15 protein-coding genes are annotated in these 13,467 nt (G+C 35.6%); 3 read left to right on the top strand and 12 right to left on the bottom strand.

Features of this window, described 5'->3' with window-relative positions; all coding sequences use genetic code 11:
* Nucleotides 1–6 precede the first annotated feature (6 nt).
* The 7 genes from ACYZUM_RS03465 to ACYZUM_RS03495 all read right to left on the bottom strand — a co-directional run bounded on the left by ACYZUM_RS03465 (nt 7) and on the right by ACYZUM_RS03495 (nt 8,719).
* Nucleotides 7–432: a hypothetical protein gene (locus ACYZUM_RS03465; protein ID WP_473061261.1), complete on the bottom strand. Its 426-nt coding sequence runs from the start codon at nt 430–432 to the stop codon at nt 7–9.
* Between the two features lie 17 nt (nt 433–449).
* Nucleotides 450–2,963, bottom strand: a complete 2,514-nt coding sequence (locus ACYZUM_RS03470) for a hypothetical protein (protein WP_473061262.1) — start codon at nt 2,961–2,963, stop codon at nt 450–452.
* Nucleotides 2,964–3,046: 83 nt separating this feature from the next.
* Nucleotides 3,047–6,175, bottom strand: coding sequence for a hypothetical protein (locus tag ACYZUM_RS03475; protein ID WP_473061263.1), 3,129 nt, complete (start codon nt 6,173–6,175; stop codon nt 3,047–3,049).
* 84 nt (nt 6,176–6,259) lie between these two features.
* Nucleotides 6,260–6,724 (bottom strand): hypothetical protein, encoded by a 465-nt coding sequence (locus ACYZUM_RS03480; RefSeq protein WP_473061264.1) that lies wholly within the window; start codon nt 6,722–6,724, stop codon nt 6,260–6,262.
* Nucleotides 6,724–7,398 carry a hypothetical protein gene (locus tag ACYZUM_RS03485; RefSeq protein WP_473061265.1) on the bottom strand — a complete coding sequence of 225 codons (675 nt, stop codon included), beginning with the start codon at nt 7,396–7,398 and terminating at the stop codon, nt 6,724–6,726. Before ACYZUM_RS03485 ends, ACYZUM_RS03480 begins: the two co-directional genes overlap by 1 nt.
* A 209-nt stretch (nt 7,399–7,607) precedes the next feature.
* Entirely contained in the window at nt 7,608–8,036 is a 429-nt protein-coding gene (locus tag ACYZUM_RS03490; protein ID WP_473061266.1) for a hypothetical protein, read from the bottom strand.
* Nucleotides 8,033–8,719 carry a hypothetical protein gene (locus tag ACYZUM_RS03495; RefSeq protein WP_473061267.1) on the bottom strand — a complete coding sequence of 229 codons (687 nt, stop codon included), beginning with the start codon at nt 8,717–8,719 and terminating at the stop codon, nt 8,033–8,035. Before ACYZUM_RS03495 ends, ACYZUM_RS03490 begins: the two co-directional genes overlap by 4 nt.
* 146 nt (nt 8,720–8,865) lie before the next feature.
* On the opposite strand from ACYZUM_RS03495, the gene ACYZUM_RS03500 reads away from it, so the two are divergent.
* Nucleotides 8,866–9,435: a hypothetical protein gene (locus tag ACYZUM_RS03500; protein ID WP_473061268.1), complete on the top strand. Its 570-nt coding sequence runs from the start codon at nt 8,866–8,868 to the stop codon at nt 9,433–9,435.
* A 41-nt stretch (nt 9,436–9,476) separates the two neighbouring features.
* On the opposite strand, the gene ACYZUM_RS03505 is transcribed toward ACYZUM_RS03500, so the two are convergent.
* Genes ACYZUM_RS03505 through ACYZUM_RS03525 form a run of 5 tightly spaced genes read right to left on the bottom strand, consistent with a single transcriptional unit; the run spans nt 9,477 to nt 12,140 of the window.
* Nucleotides 9,477–10,247: a hypothetical protein gene (locus ACYZUM_RS03505; RefSeq protein ID WP_473061269.1), complete on the bottom strand. Its 771-nt coding sequence runs from the start codon at nt 10,245–10,247 to the stop codon at nt 9,477–9,479.
* Nucleotides 10,244–10,588: a hypothetical protein gene (locus ACYZUM_RS03510; RefSeq protein ID WP_473061270.1), complete on the bottom strand. Its 345-nt coding sequence runs from the start codon at nt 10,586–10,588 to the stop codon at nt 10,244–10,246. The genes ACYZUM_RS03505 and ACYZUM_RS03510 overlap by 4 nt, the downstream gene beginning before the upstream one ends.
* Nucleotides 10,589–10,590: 2 nt before the next feature.
* The gene (locus ACYZUM_RS03515; protein WP_473061271.1) at nt 10,591–11,349 is read right to left on the bottom strand and encodes a nucleotide-binding protein; all 759 of its coding nucleotides are present in this window, start codon (nt 11,347–11,349) and stop codon (nt 10,591–10,593) included.
* 11 nt (nt 11,350–11,360) lie between these two features.
* Complete coding sequence (locus ACYZUM_RS03520) at nt 11,361–11,918, bottom strand: hypothetical protein (RefSeq protein ID WP_473061272.1); 558 nt, start codon at nt 11,916–11,918, stop codon at nt 11,361–11,363.
* A 51-nt stretch (nt 11,919–11,969) separates the two neighbouring features.
* Nucleotides 11,970–12,140: a hypothetical protein gene (locus tag ACYZUM_RS03525; protein ID WP_473061273.1), complete on the bottom strand. Its 171-nt coding sequence runs from the start codon at nt 12,138–12,140 to the stop codon at nt 11,970–11,972.
* Nucleotides 12,141–12,496: 356 nt separating this feature from the next.
* Between ACYZUM_RS03525 and ACYZUM_RS03530 the strand changes: the two genes are divergently transcribed.
* The gene (locus ACYZUM_RS03530) at nt 12,497–12,964 is read left to right on the top strand and encodes a hypothetical protein (RefSeq protein WP_473061274.1); all 468 of its coding nucleotides are present in this window, start codon (nt 12,497–12,499) and stop codon (nt 12,962–12,964) included.
* Nucleotides 12,965–13,176: 212 nt separating this feature from the next.
* The gene (locus ACYZUM_RS03535) at nt 13,177–13,434 is read left to right on the top strand and encodes a hypothetical protein (RefSeq protein WP_473061275.1); all 258 of its coding nucleotides are present in this window, start codon (nt 13,177–13,179) and stop codon (nt 13,432–13,434) included.
* Nucleotides 13,435–13,467: the final 33 nt, after the last annotated feature.

The following is a 13,467-nucleotide window of genomic DNA, read 5'->3' on the forward strand; positions in this document are numbered from 1 at the left end:
TTCTCCTTAATTTGTTTTTATTTTGATCAAAGCTTTTTCTCTTGCATACACTTCTTTCAGTGCTGGGAATTGTAAAGAGTCCCAAATAGTAATCGAGCTATTAAGTTCAATAAATTCTTTTGCGTATTGGTAGAAGGTTTTGCTGTAGTTAAATTTGTTTTCGTGCAATCTATCTATTTCATCAGTCATTTCACTGTTGATTGAGATAGAGTATGGTTTTTTATTCCTATCACTACCTGTATCTTTTTTTAATACAGTAACGTTATTACAGGATAAAATGCTTCTTAAAAATTCACTGTAAACGTGGGTAATACTTATGCCACAGCGTTTTTCAATGATTCTCTTTAAGTTCGCTATTTGTACAGTATCGACATATATGCATGCAGTTTTTTTACTGACTTGATTTTGTATTGCTGTCGTTTTGTTTTTCATTGTCTCTCCTTGTTGATTTATTTTATGTTACGTCCTACGTTAATCAATTGTTTCTCCGCACTCTGAGCTTCATATCCTAATTGTCCAGAAATGTTATTCTCGATTCTAGATACGGCCTCACTGCCCTCATACACGCCTTTGTAAACGTAATACACGTAGAAGAATAAAGTTATAAAGCCACAGAACACCATATACAAAACGCCAGAGAGATTATTAGCAAAACCAGCTCCACCATTACCCAGCGCAGCAATCCTTTCTCCAGAAATGTAAGTGCTTACGGTTATTGGCACGATTGTTAAAACAATCACCAATCCCAGCATGTAACTTACGAAAGATAAGCTTGAATCAATCATTAAACCCAAAGCACTACCAAAAGCGTTTTCCTTATTTTGGTTTGCAAATCTCACGTAGTAGAAAACCAAAAGCGGGGAGAGCAATGTGAAGGTTAAAAATGAACCGATGAACAAAACGTATCCGTAGCTAATAATTAAATATAAAAAATAACGGAATGAGTAAGCTAAGAAACCAGCGGGATAACCTACTTGCTCCAATTTAGCTAAAAGGTTGTTTGAGGATTTTTCGTTAAACACAAAAACCATTGAAGCCGCTTTTAAGGCATTGCTATAAATAGCAGATTTGGAATCGAAGTCTGCATACATGCTCGGGGTTAAATCTGTATCTAATGCCTCAGAAATTGCAACAGCGCCTACAGCTTGAACAACCATTTTCTTTGCAATAGCTTTTTGAATTGAATCAGTAGCACTGATGAATTGAGTTTTGTTTGCCATTTTGTTTGACAGCACAGCAAATTTTACTTGAGTAACAAACCCAATTATTGAACGCCCTACGGCTGTCATTTCACTTGTTGCTGACCCACAAGAATAACCACTTGCATAGGTATTCTGATTTTCTATTTTTGAGCAGACATTGAATTTGTCTAGATTCAAGAAACCGTTATCACTTTTGATAAGCTCCATTGGTGAATAATCTTCATCGTCAAAAAGCTTATTAAACTCATTCTTTCTATTTTCAGAGAAATTCATAAAATCGCTTTCGTCAAAATCTTCTGGTTTCGCGATTGAGAATTTAGATGAAAATATCGCTGAGTTAGTGTTGGTTTGTTTTGTACTGTCATTCAGATTGTTGTAAACAAATTGAGCAGTGAATTTATCCGCAAAATTTCTTGGTGCTGTATCAATCTCAATTTCATCTTTTATGAGAAAGATCCCAGCTTGAGCTAATCCTTTAGCTCTGTATTGCTGCAAGAAGGTCAATTGCTTTTCAAAGTACAGCGCAGAGGCGCAGCTATAAAGGGACTGGTCACAAGCCTTAGCCACACAATCCTTTACCTGCTTACCGCCCTCACCCGGTCTGTAGAACGGACGGCCACCAGATTGCTCAGCAGACTCACACAGCTCAGCTTGACGGCCAATCAGCATAGGGGAAGGGGTTACATCAGAAATCGACTTGATGAAGGTTGCAGACAGCTTCATGGGTACGACTGTTGCGTATACGTATGAGTCCTTACGGCTCACTGGGAGCGCTAGGTTCACAGGGTTGATGTCTTCTATGGTTTGCGAACTGCTACCCGTTGCATAAGCTGTCGTTGTGGCCTGTACAGCGGCTGCTGTCTGTTGAAGCAGTATGTCTACAGACGCTTTCAGCTTCTGCTTTTGGATTTCATCAAAGTTACCAACAGAAAGGCCGTACAGAGATACATCGTTCTGTAGATTTGAGTCATAACCAATATTCATTTGTAGTGTGCAATATTTGTAATCCGCTGTAGCCCTCAGCGTAGAATCGTCAATCTTAGAAAAATTCAGGGAAATATCAGCACCGCCCCTTGAGGCTACACACAAACCGAATCTCAATAATTCTTGTGTTTCGAGTATTTTATTATTTACGTCTGGAACTTTTATTGATTCAAGGTAAAGCCTTTTGTTGTCAAATCTTTCCAAATTCATTTGTTCAGCGATATTCCAAAACGTACCGCCAACCCATAGCCAGCTCATAGTTATGTAGCTGATTGGTTTATTGTTCGGAAGATTAACAATCGTGACTATTGCAAAAACAGCTAAGATATTACTTGTAAAGAAAAATAGCGAAACCCTTCTAACCATGTGGCTATAGTTATATTTAACTAAATAGACAACGAGTAACAAAATCAAAATTATGACTACGCCAGCGTTTATCATTTCAGCGGTTTCAAGCGTGACAGCGTTCGCAATCCAAGTTTTTGCTCCACCAACGGATTGTGTGTATTGCTCTAATTCTGAATCCGTTAGGTTTTCGATTTGCTTAATAACATTATCCGAAGCGCTGTAGCTTACAAAGAAAGCACAACCATGTTGACCAAAGACCGAACAGATAAAAGCTGATGTTGTATTTTGGAAAACCTGTTCAATGTCATTGAATATAATGTGATCTTTCAAATAGTCTCTTTCTTTGTATCCCTCAGCGAAAGCTGATTGAGATTGCAAAAAAAATACTGTTATGAAAACCATCAGGCATTTATAAAATTTATTAGTCATATGATTGTTGTTGTTATATATTTTATTATAGTGTTAAATTAATATAATGCAAATCGTTTGGAATAAAAAACCGCACAAGGCGGTTAAATATCTTCATCTGGTTTATCATTCTTAATACCTCTTTTTTCATTTAGGAATTTCTCTGATTCCTTTGCAACCTCTTCATCTAAAGCTTTTTCAGCTTCACGTTTTGCTTTGGCCTCATCTAATTCTTTCTTGATTAGACGTTTAGACTTCGGTTGTCCATTTTCGTGTGTATCACTAACCTTTAAATCTTCAACCTGATTTTCATTTTCATGGGGTTCAGCTTTTTCTTTACGTTCTGCTTTTTTCAATAGGCGCTTATCTTCTTTGGTTAGCGTGCTCGCTCTGGCACCACGTTTTCTGTAAGCACCATCCTTGAAAGCTTTTGTGACGTTATAAACCACAAGGTAAGTACCGTTTTTAAATCTTCTTGCAATGTCTATTGCGCCTTGTGTATCCATTGCTAACACGCCCATTATTTTCATAGTTTTTTGGTAGAAAATCGTATAGCAGTTTCTAAAAACCCAAAGAATGATTGCAGGTGGGAATGTCAAAAATGCAACAAATATTAAGAGATACACAACAACTGTACCAATCCAAGACCCAGAACCAGTTATAGCCGTTATCATAATATCAACGTTCATTAAGAATAAATAAAATATTGTCACTGTAAGGTTCAATAATGAGTCAGCCAATAAGAATGTGAACGTTGCTACTGGTTGTGTGAATAATAAAAGTATTGTTGAATAAGTTAAAAACTTTATTATTGTCTGCATGTGGCCTTTAGCTAGAAGTGCCCAGACGATGACAGGCCCAGCTAGCACATAGAAGGAGAGCATGATTTGAAAGCTAATTTGTATTGTCGTATGGAATGCAAAAGGCAGATAATCAGTCACTACCTTTGTAGTCGCAGAGAGGAAAAGAACAGTAGAGGATATTTTCATGAGCAAATCAGAAAATAAACCCCAGCTCTTTTCTTTCGCCCCGCTGGTTCTTTTCTTCTTGGCAGTTTTAGCCTTTTTGTCAGATAACCCTTTCTCCTTATCTTTCTCAAAACTCACATTGCCGCCGTTTTCAGCCGCTTTTGAGTCTTCATATTTCTTCTTTTTCATGTCCTTACTAAATTCATAATCCTTTGCAACGCTGTATCCATCTGCCACCATCGAAGAAACTAAAGCAATAGAGAATAGCTGTGCATACTGGTTGAAAACTGATTGTGAGAAATTACTAACACCAAACATAAAATCATTCTGGGGGGCAGGGCAGAGACTTTTGTCTATGTCAAAACAAGAATACATTCCCTCAGACGTGAGCTTTGCAGTATCCTTTATGCCAAGGCTATTTCTTAGCATTGTGTCAGGTGATCTCAAATCGAATAAAGCACCATCATCGGTTGCATTTTGAACCTTGTTATTGAGCTGGGTTTCAATGTCATCAGGCTCCATGTAATCCGAGTATTTTAATAAAGGCATGCTTTTAGCAAACATAGCGTCAATCGTGTTTTTTAGATCCGTTGTATCCCCAAGCTTCGCTTGAATTTCTTCAAACTCACTGTTGCCGGTGCCGTTGAAGTTTTCATCAATATCAGGAGTGATTTTGAGGCTGTGTCTGAGGTTCGCTATGTCTTGAATCACAGCGTTGCGTGAGCTGTATTTAACAGCCTCTGGGAAGTAGGCAATGCCCTTGGCTCTGTAGTCGGCCCAAGCGTCAAAGCTCACGTAGGGTATGCCCGCTTCATACCTAGCCTTCTCGATCTGGAGCTTTGCCTTCACGATAAGCTCTAGGGTTGCGCTAATGGTCGCGTTACCGTTGGTTAGCAGTGCGTCATACGTCACACCGTCTTTCAGTATCAACGTGCTGTAAACGCTCCCTGTGTCGTCCCACGCACCACAGAGCTGGATCTGTTTCTTTCGCTCTAGAAGAATATTTGTAAAGCCAACGTTGGGGTTTCTTATGCAGTCAGCAGAGATAGAATCAATAGCAATTGATCTGGCTTTTTTGTTGATAAGATCAAAGGATTTTCTATAAACTTTATCGTCAATTTTATTAATTGAAATTAAATCCGCACTCATCGTTTGAAAATAATGGTTGAGAAATACTTTAACGATTTGTTTTTTCTGGTCTGTGTCTACTTGCCCCAGCTCACCAAGCAAACGTCTTTCAACTTCGTTCCAACCATCTTTAACGCTTTTAGTATCTTCAACTGATAATTCTGAAATGGCTTTTTCAAGGATATTTGTGTACGTAATATCCATAGCGTATTTTTTTATCTTTGGATCTAGATTGTTCAAATTGACGAAATTGGTTTCCATTTTGCCAATCGTGTTTACTGTGTCTACGTCACTGATGAGTTTGAAAGAACTACCCACGGAAAAGTTTCTATTCAGCATAGTTACCTGTGTTGTGTTTACAATGAGTTGCGTTGTTGCATCCTTGTGAGCGACTTTTATTTTATTTTCATCATTGATGAGGGCAACGTTCATTTTGACGAGTTTGGATAAATCAACATAAGCCAGATAGTAGTTTTCGTTTCGTTTCAAGGATTGTTCTGACTTTACATATTCGTCTATGTCAGTCAAATTTGTTACTGAGTCAGCGGTTTGTATGAAAGAAAGATAAGTAGAATAAATGATTGTGCCTAGCGACAAGCCTTTAACAGCAATGAAAAGAAAAAACAACTGTAGGAAGGTGTAACCACTGAAAGCCGGGTAAAGAATGATTATGCAAAATCCAACAATGATTAAATCTCGCACTGCATTATCTACAGTCATATCAAATTGATCTTGAGTAACAATTGTATGCTTACCGATGAAGTTTATTAAGAAACAAACCATGATTAACAGCGTGCCACGGCCAAAATCGAAAAAAGCTCTACTGACAGATGAATAGGAATGTTCGTTTTCTTTAAGCTCTACTATCTTATCTTCACTCGCAAGATTGTCTGAGTGCTGAATAATATTCTCAATCGTAAATTCTTTTAAAGGCAAATACTGTTCACAAGCAGTTGGAAACAGTCTACATATGTTGGTTAGGTTTAAATCTTTTTTACTTAAACAACCTGAAAACGGTTCAATAAGGTTGTTATTGATTCCGCAGCCGCTGGCTAAAATGGGTGATGTAGTCTTATCGTCTGAATAGGCAGTTAGGGACAATAGAGCCAAAAATATAAATGCAATAATTCTTTTCATGTTGTTTTTATTGTTATTATTATTATTGTATTGTAAAAATAATATAAAGCAAGATTGCGGATAAATTAAAACCCCATTACGGGGTCATTTTTGCTTGGGTGTATTGTTTGCGTTGTAGCCTTCCGTTCTTATATACGCCAATTTGTAATAGCTCATGTTGTTCAGTGGAATCATTTCTTTCACACACTTTTCCTCAAATGCTTCAAGCTCAAACAGCGGCCTCAGCTTGTGAAGATTTTGTAGCACTGTGTCATCAGGATATTCTTTTACTACGAGCTGATTAAGATACTCGGACATGATTTCATTATCTGTGTTTTCAAAGCCCGTTTTCTGCAAGCTGTTAGCCATGAATAAGCTGTGTAGGAAGTGAGTTTTGGAATCCTTATTCTCTCTTAACTCAATGCATTTAAGAGAATATTCACTGTCCAGAACGCTCAATATTGATATTCTCTGTTCCTTGCAGTTATTCGCTATTTCAACCAGTAAAGCTTTTATATCCATGTCCTTTCGGCTAATGCTGGATCGGATTATTTTTAATGAATCTGACATTAGTGTTTCCTCCTTTTCTCTATGATGTCCTCATATTTTTGATTTGTGAGAGAAATAATCCAACTATCCAGATCAATCATTTCTTTCTTTGTGGCTTTCTTTTTTGCGTGGGTTGATTGTACAAGCAGCCCTTCAATGAGTTTGTTCAGTCTTGTCGATTTTCCATCATAGATAACTTCGCTGTTCTGTATTAACAGCAGATCAAATTCTTCTTTACCATTGTTCGTGTTAACAGAGGTTCGCCACGAGGCAGGCTCTTTTGGGTTTTTTCTAAAATCATCATCTGGGTTTTTTGTGTAAGCAATGGCTTTTTCTATGTAACGCTCAACGAACAATTCTGTTAAATACCTAAAATACCCCCTCACAAAGTTTGTAAAACTTTGCCCAGATGCTTTTGAAAATGCTTCTGGCTTCTCTGGTTTTAGGATTGATTCAAGTCTGATGATTAAATCGCGCACGACCTCAAGATCCAGTTCAGCAAGAGAGGTGTGTAGGGAGGGGATTGAAATGAACTCGCCTGATTCTTCTAGGAGTTCGTATTCAAAGAAGCATGAGTTTTTTATTTCCTGCACGTCTAATGCAGTGAAGTTCTGGACTGATTCGTTTTGCTTTATCTTGTTGTAAAGCTCAGTAGAAACACGATTCTGGATTTGTTTGTGGAATTTCTCATTCATTTAATTTAATGTTGTTAGTTATTTTTATTATAATATTTCCTTTCTCATTTACAATACTCCGCAGTCAGCAGGGTTTATCAAAAAACTATGCGTGCGAATTGTGCAAGATAATGTATGAAAATTAAAAAACCAGCATACATTGAAACTTCATAAACCAATCTGATACTTTTCTTTAAAATGTACATATTCAATTACTCCTTTTAGTTGCATTAATTATTGCGTAACCCTTTTAGTTTTTCAATACCTTTTGTCGGCTTTATTGTATTCTTGTAAGAGTTATAATCCTGATAAAGAGCTACATTTATCAGCGCATAAGTTCCTATGAAAATATATGTCGAGGTTGAAAATAAACCATACGAAACCCAAGCTGGAATCAACGTCATTGAAAAAACTACAAATGATATAATGCCTGTTGCCATTCTGAAAATATATTTAGCTTTAGCGTATTTTTCAGTTTCATCCTTGTTGTAAAAGCAATTTTTTATCCATTTGAAATTACCAAATAAAAACTTTATGGCTGGAATCAAAGGGTATCCACTTACTCTCAAACCAGCGTAGAGAATATAATAAACTATCGTTAATGGAATATTCAGTATGTCTACTGTTTTCCACCAGATTTTCTTTAATGTCGCAATCATAAATCACCAGCTATTTTTTGACTGGCCTTAGCCTTCTTCACAATAGCTGTAATCTGTTTAACCAAAGTTTTGTCATTGTATTTGTTGTAAAACCAAGTCACTTTATGGTCAAAGAAGGTTCTGTTTACCGTGTCGTCATCGAGCAGCTCTATAGCGTCTATACCCTCAATAATCTCAGGTTCAATGTCAAATTCTTTGATAGCCGCATGATTCAAGAACTTTACAATTTCATCTCTGTTTGGAAGTTTTTTGTAAGCTTCAAAGTATTCATCAGTACCATAACTGTTAATCGCAATCTGAATTTTTGCCGCATAGCAGAAATCAATAAGGTTTAAAGCGAGAATTTCAAAAAAGTCAATCTCCTGATTCGATATTGTTTTTTTGTAATCAGAGAGTTTGAAGCTTTCAGACGCCAAACGATTATCGACAATATAATATTTTGATTCATAGTCGCCACCCAAGATATTTTCCATTATTTCAGTGTGGCTCATATTGGCTTTTCTCTCAGCGATTATATGATCATCTTTCTTTACAGTCTTAAAGCCAATTAGGTATGAATAAATACCAATATCCAGCTTGGTTTTTCTTAGAACTTGGCTTATCACCTTTTCTTCAATGCTCTTATATTCTTTGAATTGTTCTTCTGTTATAAGTTTTAAAGCAGGCGTTCTTTCGTAAATCATATTAAACCTTTTTATTATCTATATAATCATCTTATCATTTGATATTAATAGATCAAGAGTAAATCAAAAATAAATATAAGGCTCCGCACTATTTACTTGTTAAATATATATGATAAATTGTTAATAACAATATCAATAGAGGGTTTATGGAATTACAAGGTGTTAGCTACAAAAAGGAATCAATAGACGAACTGGCTGCACTCTTTGAGCAAGCTCAAAAAGTTATTAAAACGAAAAATGGTGTTTTGGTTATTGAGACTAGAGACACATGTACAGCAATGAACACTATCATTGAATCTCTAGATAAAACTGCTGTATTTGAAGCCGGTTTGTTTCACGCAGAGAAGAAGTCAGTTAAGCGCAAAACGCTTATCAGTCCTAAAATTTGCTATTCAACTGAGATTGAATCGGTTGAGATGCATAACAGAAAGAAGATTTTTTATGTTAGGAAAGAGGTTAGGGAAACAAAGAATGGAGAGAAAAAGCTAGCCCAGATTTTCAAGTTCAACAATGAAAACACGATTCTCATAAAAGAAAAAAAGAAGAACCAGATCAGAATGAATGTCGGAGAACTCACAATACTTTATTTCCCCGGCTTTGACATAAACACAGTTGTAATTAAAGAAAACACAGTGTCACAATCAAAAAGCAAAATAATTGATAAAGAAATTCACTTGGATAAAGCCTCTGGGGTTTATTATTATTTCATTGATTGAGGTTGAAGGCAGGCTAAAGTTAACACTCCAATTGGAGTGTTTTATTTATTGTGGTTGTGGATTTGTATACTGAGATCTGTAGGAAAAACTCTGAACAAATCATTTTCATAATGGTCTTGCGCCTTTTGTACAATATCCAGTGCTATTTTTTGAACATGCTTCTTATTGAATCTATCATAAATCAATTCTCCTTTGGTTTCGTCAATCAAAATGCACATTTCTAAATCACTATTCACTAAAGTATCAAAAGTGTCAGGGCTTATGTTGTAGTAAATATTTGATAGGTAGACAGCCTTGTCGTAAATCTCAGACCTACGATTGTATTGAAGATTGTAAAAGAGCTTTAAGTCATGATCTGGTGCTTTTGTTTGGTTTAAATACAGCGGATAAAATAGCTCTAGGATATTGTTTATGTAAATTCGATCAACCAGTGAGTCTCTGAGGTTTCTAAAAAACGGTGTTCTACAGTCTTCATTAATTTTGTGCAGGTATACAAAATCACCAATATTATTTTTGAAGTATTCATGGTTGACGATTATTTTGTGATCTGTAGCAAAGCTTGCATAATCTGAAGTTGTAAGCATGCAGTAAATTTCATCGTCAATGTAGCCCGACATAGCATAGTCGTTTAAGAAATTTTGGTTATCAGTGATTGCAGAAGTGAAAATTTCAAAATCATGTGCGCCGAAAAGAACCTTTTGAAAATTTAGAGTAGGGTTTAAATTTATGCTTGTGTAAACCATGTATTCAATCTTGTCTAAAATTTCTTCCTGTTCGTCGTTAATGATTCTTACATTGTTGTAAAAGCTCATTGCTCCCCTTTCAATTTTTTATATTCTTCAACTATTTTTGCATTTTCTTTGATTATTTCAAGGCGTTTAACTTCTTCCGTTAAGAAAAAAGCTAAAGCCTTCCTATAGAGCTGTGCATTCAATTCTATGTCTGCCCCAAGCTCTAAACATTGTTCAAACAAGGCCACTTCTTCATGCTTAGAATTTGGCCTTAGTTTAAGCTCTTTATATGCGCGATTAGGTTTTTCTGGTGTTGGTGGGGTAATGACTTTTTCTTCTTCAACAATTGAAATTTGTTGAGTCCTATTGAAGTGCATTTCTTTGAACATATCATCGAGATTACCAATAACTTTTTTTGACATGATTACCCTCTATTTTTTATTATGTTGTGTCTTGTGTTCATGAAATCTAAGTAAAGCGCTTTTATTTCCTGTTTAGCATTGTGGTAAGACATAATTTTATTTTCTGTATCGAGTTCAAAAATAGAAGCCCCAGTGTTCATACATTCCGTGAAAGGCTCCCTACGGCAGATATTGAAGTCACATTGTTGAATCAATCCCGTTGCTACTAAATCATCAACAGGTTTTCGGCACTTGCCTAACTGTTTCTTAGCGACATTAGGAATGGGGCTGACTCCGTTATAAAAGGTCTTGTATACACAGGATTTTGTGATCCCGGTTTCCTTCCTTAATTTAATATCTGCTAAAATTCCTACTTCAAATTCTTTTGATTTGTATGTTGAAACATTGCTAACGTCGCATAGGTGATAAGCAATATCTGAAAAATACTGGACTTTTGTTAAATCAATATTGTCTGCACCGGCTGTATCAATAAAGATAAAATCTGACGTGTGGGAAGCATCCAAAATATCTTGAGCAAAAGTGGAGTCTGATTTTTTCTTAATGATTTTGAGATTTGGCAGATCAGGAAGCTTGTTTTTCTTTCTGTCAGCCATTAACTCGATCATACTTTGCTGGGGATCAGCGTCAAAAATTATTACTTCCATTCCTTTATTAAACATAGCCACTGCAAGTGCACACTGAGCATGAATGAATGTCTTTCCTAGACCTCCTTTAATATCTGGACTTGAAGCGATTATGCAATTATTTTTAGTTTTTATCATTGTAGTCTCCATTATTGTTTTTTCGTTACAGCTTCCTTATTCATGTGTACAGCGTAAACCTCTTGAGTTTTCTGCGCTTTTATTTCCAATATTCTTTCAAATGATGGTTTGAAGCTGTCTTTTATTAAATTCATTGCGGAAGTTAATTGCTCACTGACAGCCTTGTATTTGATATTTTTATCTCTAAGTGAATCGCTGCTGTCTTTAATAGTGTTGAGTAAATTGACGTACTGGCCTAACTCAACTGTTTGCATTTCATAAACACTGTTCTCTAACTTATCAAAATCTTCGCTGTAATTAGCATTGATTTCTTCAACCTTTCTTTTAGTCGCTTCCAAGCTATTTGAGTCTTCTGACAACTCAGATATGGCGTGCATGGACTGTATAACTTTTGCTGATTCAACAGTTTTTGCCCCGCTGGATTGTTTCAAACTGCATTCAGTTTTCTTTGCGTTTTTGCATGTATCTACTGCGTTCACTATATTGGTTTGCTCAACTGCATTTGAAACCTGAATCGCCCCGAAAAATAGTAATATGGCGAGTGTTATATTGTTGATAGTGTTTTTCATTTTAGTCTCCTTAGTTTTATTGTTGTTAGCCTTGCTTTGTTTCTAAAGCTCTTACTTTTCAATTTTACTTATTTTGTGTTTTGTTACTTCCGAATTAATCACTTTCTCAAAAAAATCAGTAGCCATTTCGTTTTGCTCAATAAGCATTTTCTCAAGACTCTTTTTTAACTCTGGTTTTATTTTGAAATTGATTTGCTGTGTTCTTCCTTTTTTATCTTTCATGTATTCACTTTATTAATGTTGTTTTTAATAAATTAGCACGCCGTAAAATTAAATCAATAGTAAAGATATAAAATATATAGATATATTCTATCTTTTTGATTTGATGGTTAAAGAATGTTAAGATGAATGTTATACAACAAACATTTAATTATATGATTTTATTGATACAGAAGCTTTATATAGCCTTACGCTCAGAGATTGAACTCAACAAAATAATCACTAACCAGATTTCCAGAATCGATCAAGAAAATAAAGAGCTAAAAATAGATAGTAAAAAGATATAAAATTTATATCTAATCTATTGATGTTTTATTTATTCGTGCTATTGTTATATTATGTAGACAAATATTATAATAATGAAAATACTAAGCCCGTTTCAAATTGAAGAAATAAAAAAACAAAACCTACAATCTTTTATCGTTAATGAAGAAAAGATATACGACTTCCTCAAGCACTCCCCAGCAATTAGACTTTCGCACAAAATATCTTCTTTAGCATTGAAAATGCTATCAGTCTCAGCTTTGCTTTCCTGCATTCCTCTTTTAGCAAATAACTTGATGATTCCAAGCTCTTTGAGCGAAAGCGCAATTTTTGTGTTTCTGTTTTCAATCGAAGCTTTAGTGATCAACTTAATATTCCAAGCTTTTTTGAACAATTACATTGAGCATAAAGCCATAACCACAGATGAAAAATATTCTGAGGTTGTCGATACAGACATTGCTATAGAAGAATTCCACCATGTTTTGAACGTCACTGATGGCTCTCAGCTTGCAGTATTCAATTACTACTGCATCAACCGTGAGGCTTTTCATGCCAGTGCTTAAGCTCCTTATGGTGCTAGCACTCACAGCCTCTACAAACGTTTATGCCGTACCAACATCACCAGATGCACCAGCAGTAACCCCAGAGACTTCAACGTCTGAGGGAGCAACACAGGAAGCCGGAGAGGGCACACAAAGCCCAATCATCAAGGCGCTTTTGAAAAAAGACGAAAAGAAGGAAACCAAAATAACTAACAAATAAAATAGGCTAAATCATGAGAAAATTACAAACTAAAAAAGACGACAGACAGTATTATATAAATCTTGAGGCAGATAGAGTTTTTAACGAATTAACATTTGAATTAGAAAAAATTAAAAATCATGTTGATATTTTTGCGTTCTTTGGAGTGGGCACGAAAATAGCTTTATTGCTTTTGCGTATTGATTACGACAACTCTAAGCCAGAATGTATAAGTATTGTTACAGAAAAATTCTATGAAAAGTATGGGAAAGATAGTAGCAAAATTCTATGATTAAACGAGTATAAAAAAAGCAGCTATAGGCTG

The organism is Pseudomonas sp. m6p (genome assembly GCF_055760375.1).

What these genes read in the sequence shown, in the direction of transcription:
- ACYZUM_RS03525 (WP_473061273.1), bottom strand. Translation starts at nt 12,140, where the DNA reads ATGAAAGATAAAAAAGGAAGAACACAGCAAATCAATTTCAAAATAAAA.
- ACYZUM_RS03520 (WP_473061272.1), bottom strand. Translation starts at nt 11,918, where the DNA reads ATGAAAAACACTATCAACAATATAACACTCGCCATATTACTATTTTTC.
- ACYZUM_RS03480 (WP_473061264.1), bottom strand. Translation starts at nt 6,724, where the DNA reads ATGTCAGATTCATTAAAAATAATCCGATCCAGCATTAGCCGAAAGGAC.
- ACYZUM_RS03470 (WP_473061262.1), bottom strand. Translation starts at nt 2,963, where the DNA reads ATGACTAATAAATTTTATAAATGCCTGATGGTTTTCATAACAGTATTT.
- ACYZUM_RS03490 (WP_473061266.1), bottom strand. Translation starts at nt 8,036, where the DNA reads ATGATTGCGACATTAAAGAAAATCTGGTGGAAAACAGTAGACATACTG.
- ACYZUM_RS03500 (WP_473061268.1), top strand. Translation starts at nt 8,866, where the DNA reads ATGGAATTACAAGGTGTTAGCTACAAAAAGGAATCAATAGACGAACTG.
- ACYZUM_RS03515 (WP_473061271.1), bottom strand. Translation starts at nt 11,349, where the DNA reads ATGATAAAAACTAAAAATAATTGCATAATCGCTTCAAGTCCAGATATT.
- ACYZUM_RS03510 (WP_473061270.1), bottom strand. Translation starts at nt 10,588, where the DNA reads ATGTCAAAAAAAGTTATTGGTAATCTCGATGATATGTTCAAAGAAATG.
- ACYZUM_RS03530 (WP_473061274.1), top strand. Translation starts at nt 12,497, where the DNA reads ATGAAAATACTAAGCCCGTTTCAAATTGAAGAAATAAAAAAACAAAAC.
- ACYZUM_RS03475 (WP_473061263.1), bottom strand. Translation starts at nt 6,175, where the DNA reads ATGAAAAGAATTATTGCATTTATATTTTTGGCTCTATTGTCCCTAACT.
- ACYZUM_RS03535 (WP_473061275.1), top strand. Translation starts at nt 13,177, where the DNA reads ATGAGAAAATTACAAACTAAAAAAGACGACAGACAGTATTATATAAAT.
- ACYZUM_RS03485 (WP_473061265.1), bottom strand. Translation starts at nt 7,398, where the DNA reads ATGAATGAGAAATTCCACAAACAAATCCAGAATCGTGTTTCTACTGAG.
- ACYZUM_RS03505 (WP_473061269.1), bottom strand. Translation starts at nt 10,247, where the DNA reads ATGAGCTTTTACAACAATGTAAGAATCATTAACGACGAACAGGAAGAA.
- ACYZUM_RS03465 (WP_473061261.1), bottom strand. Translation starts at nt 432, where the DNA reads ATGAAAAACAAAACGACAGCAATACAAAATCAAGTCAGTAAAAAAACT.
- ACYZUM_RS03495 (WP_473061267.1), bottom strand. Translation starts at nt 8,719, where the DNA reads ATGATTTACGAAAGAACGCCTGCTTTAAAACTTATAACAGAAGAACAA.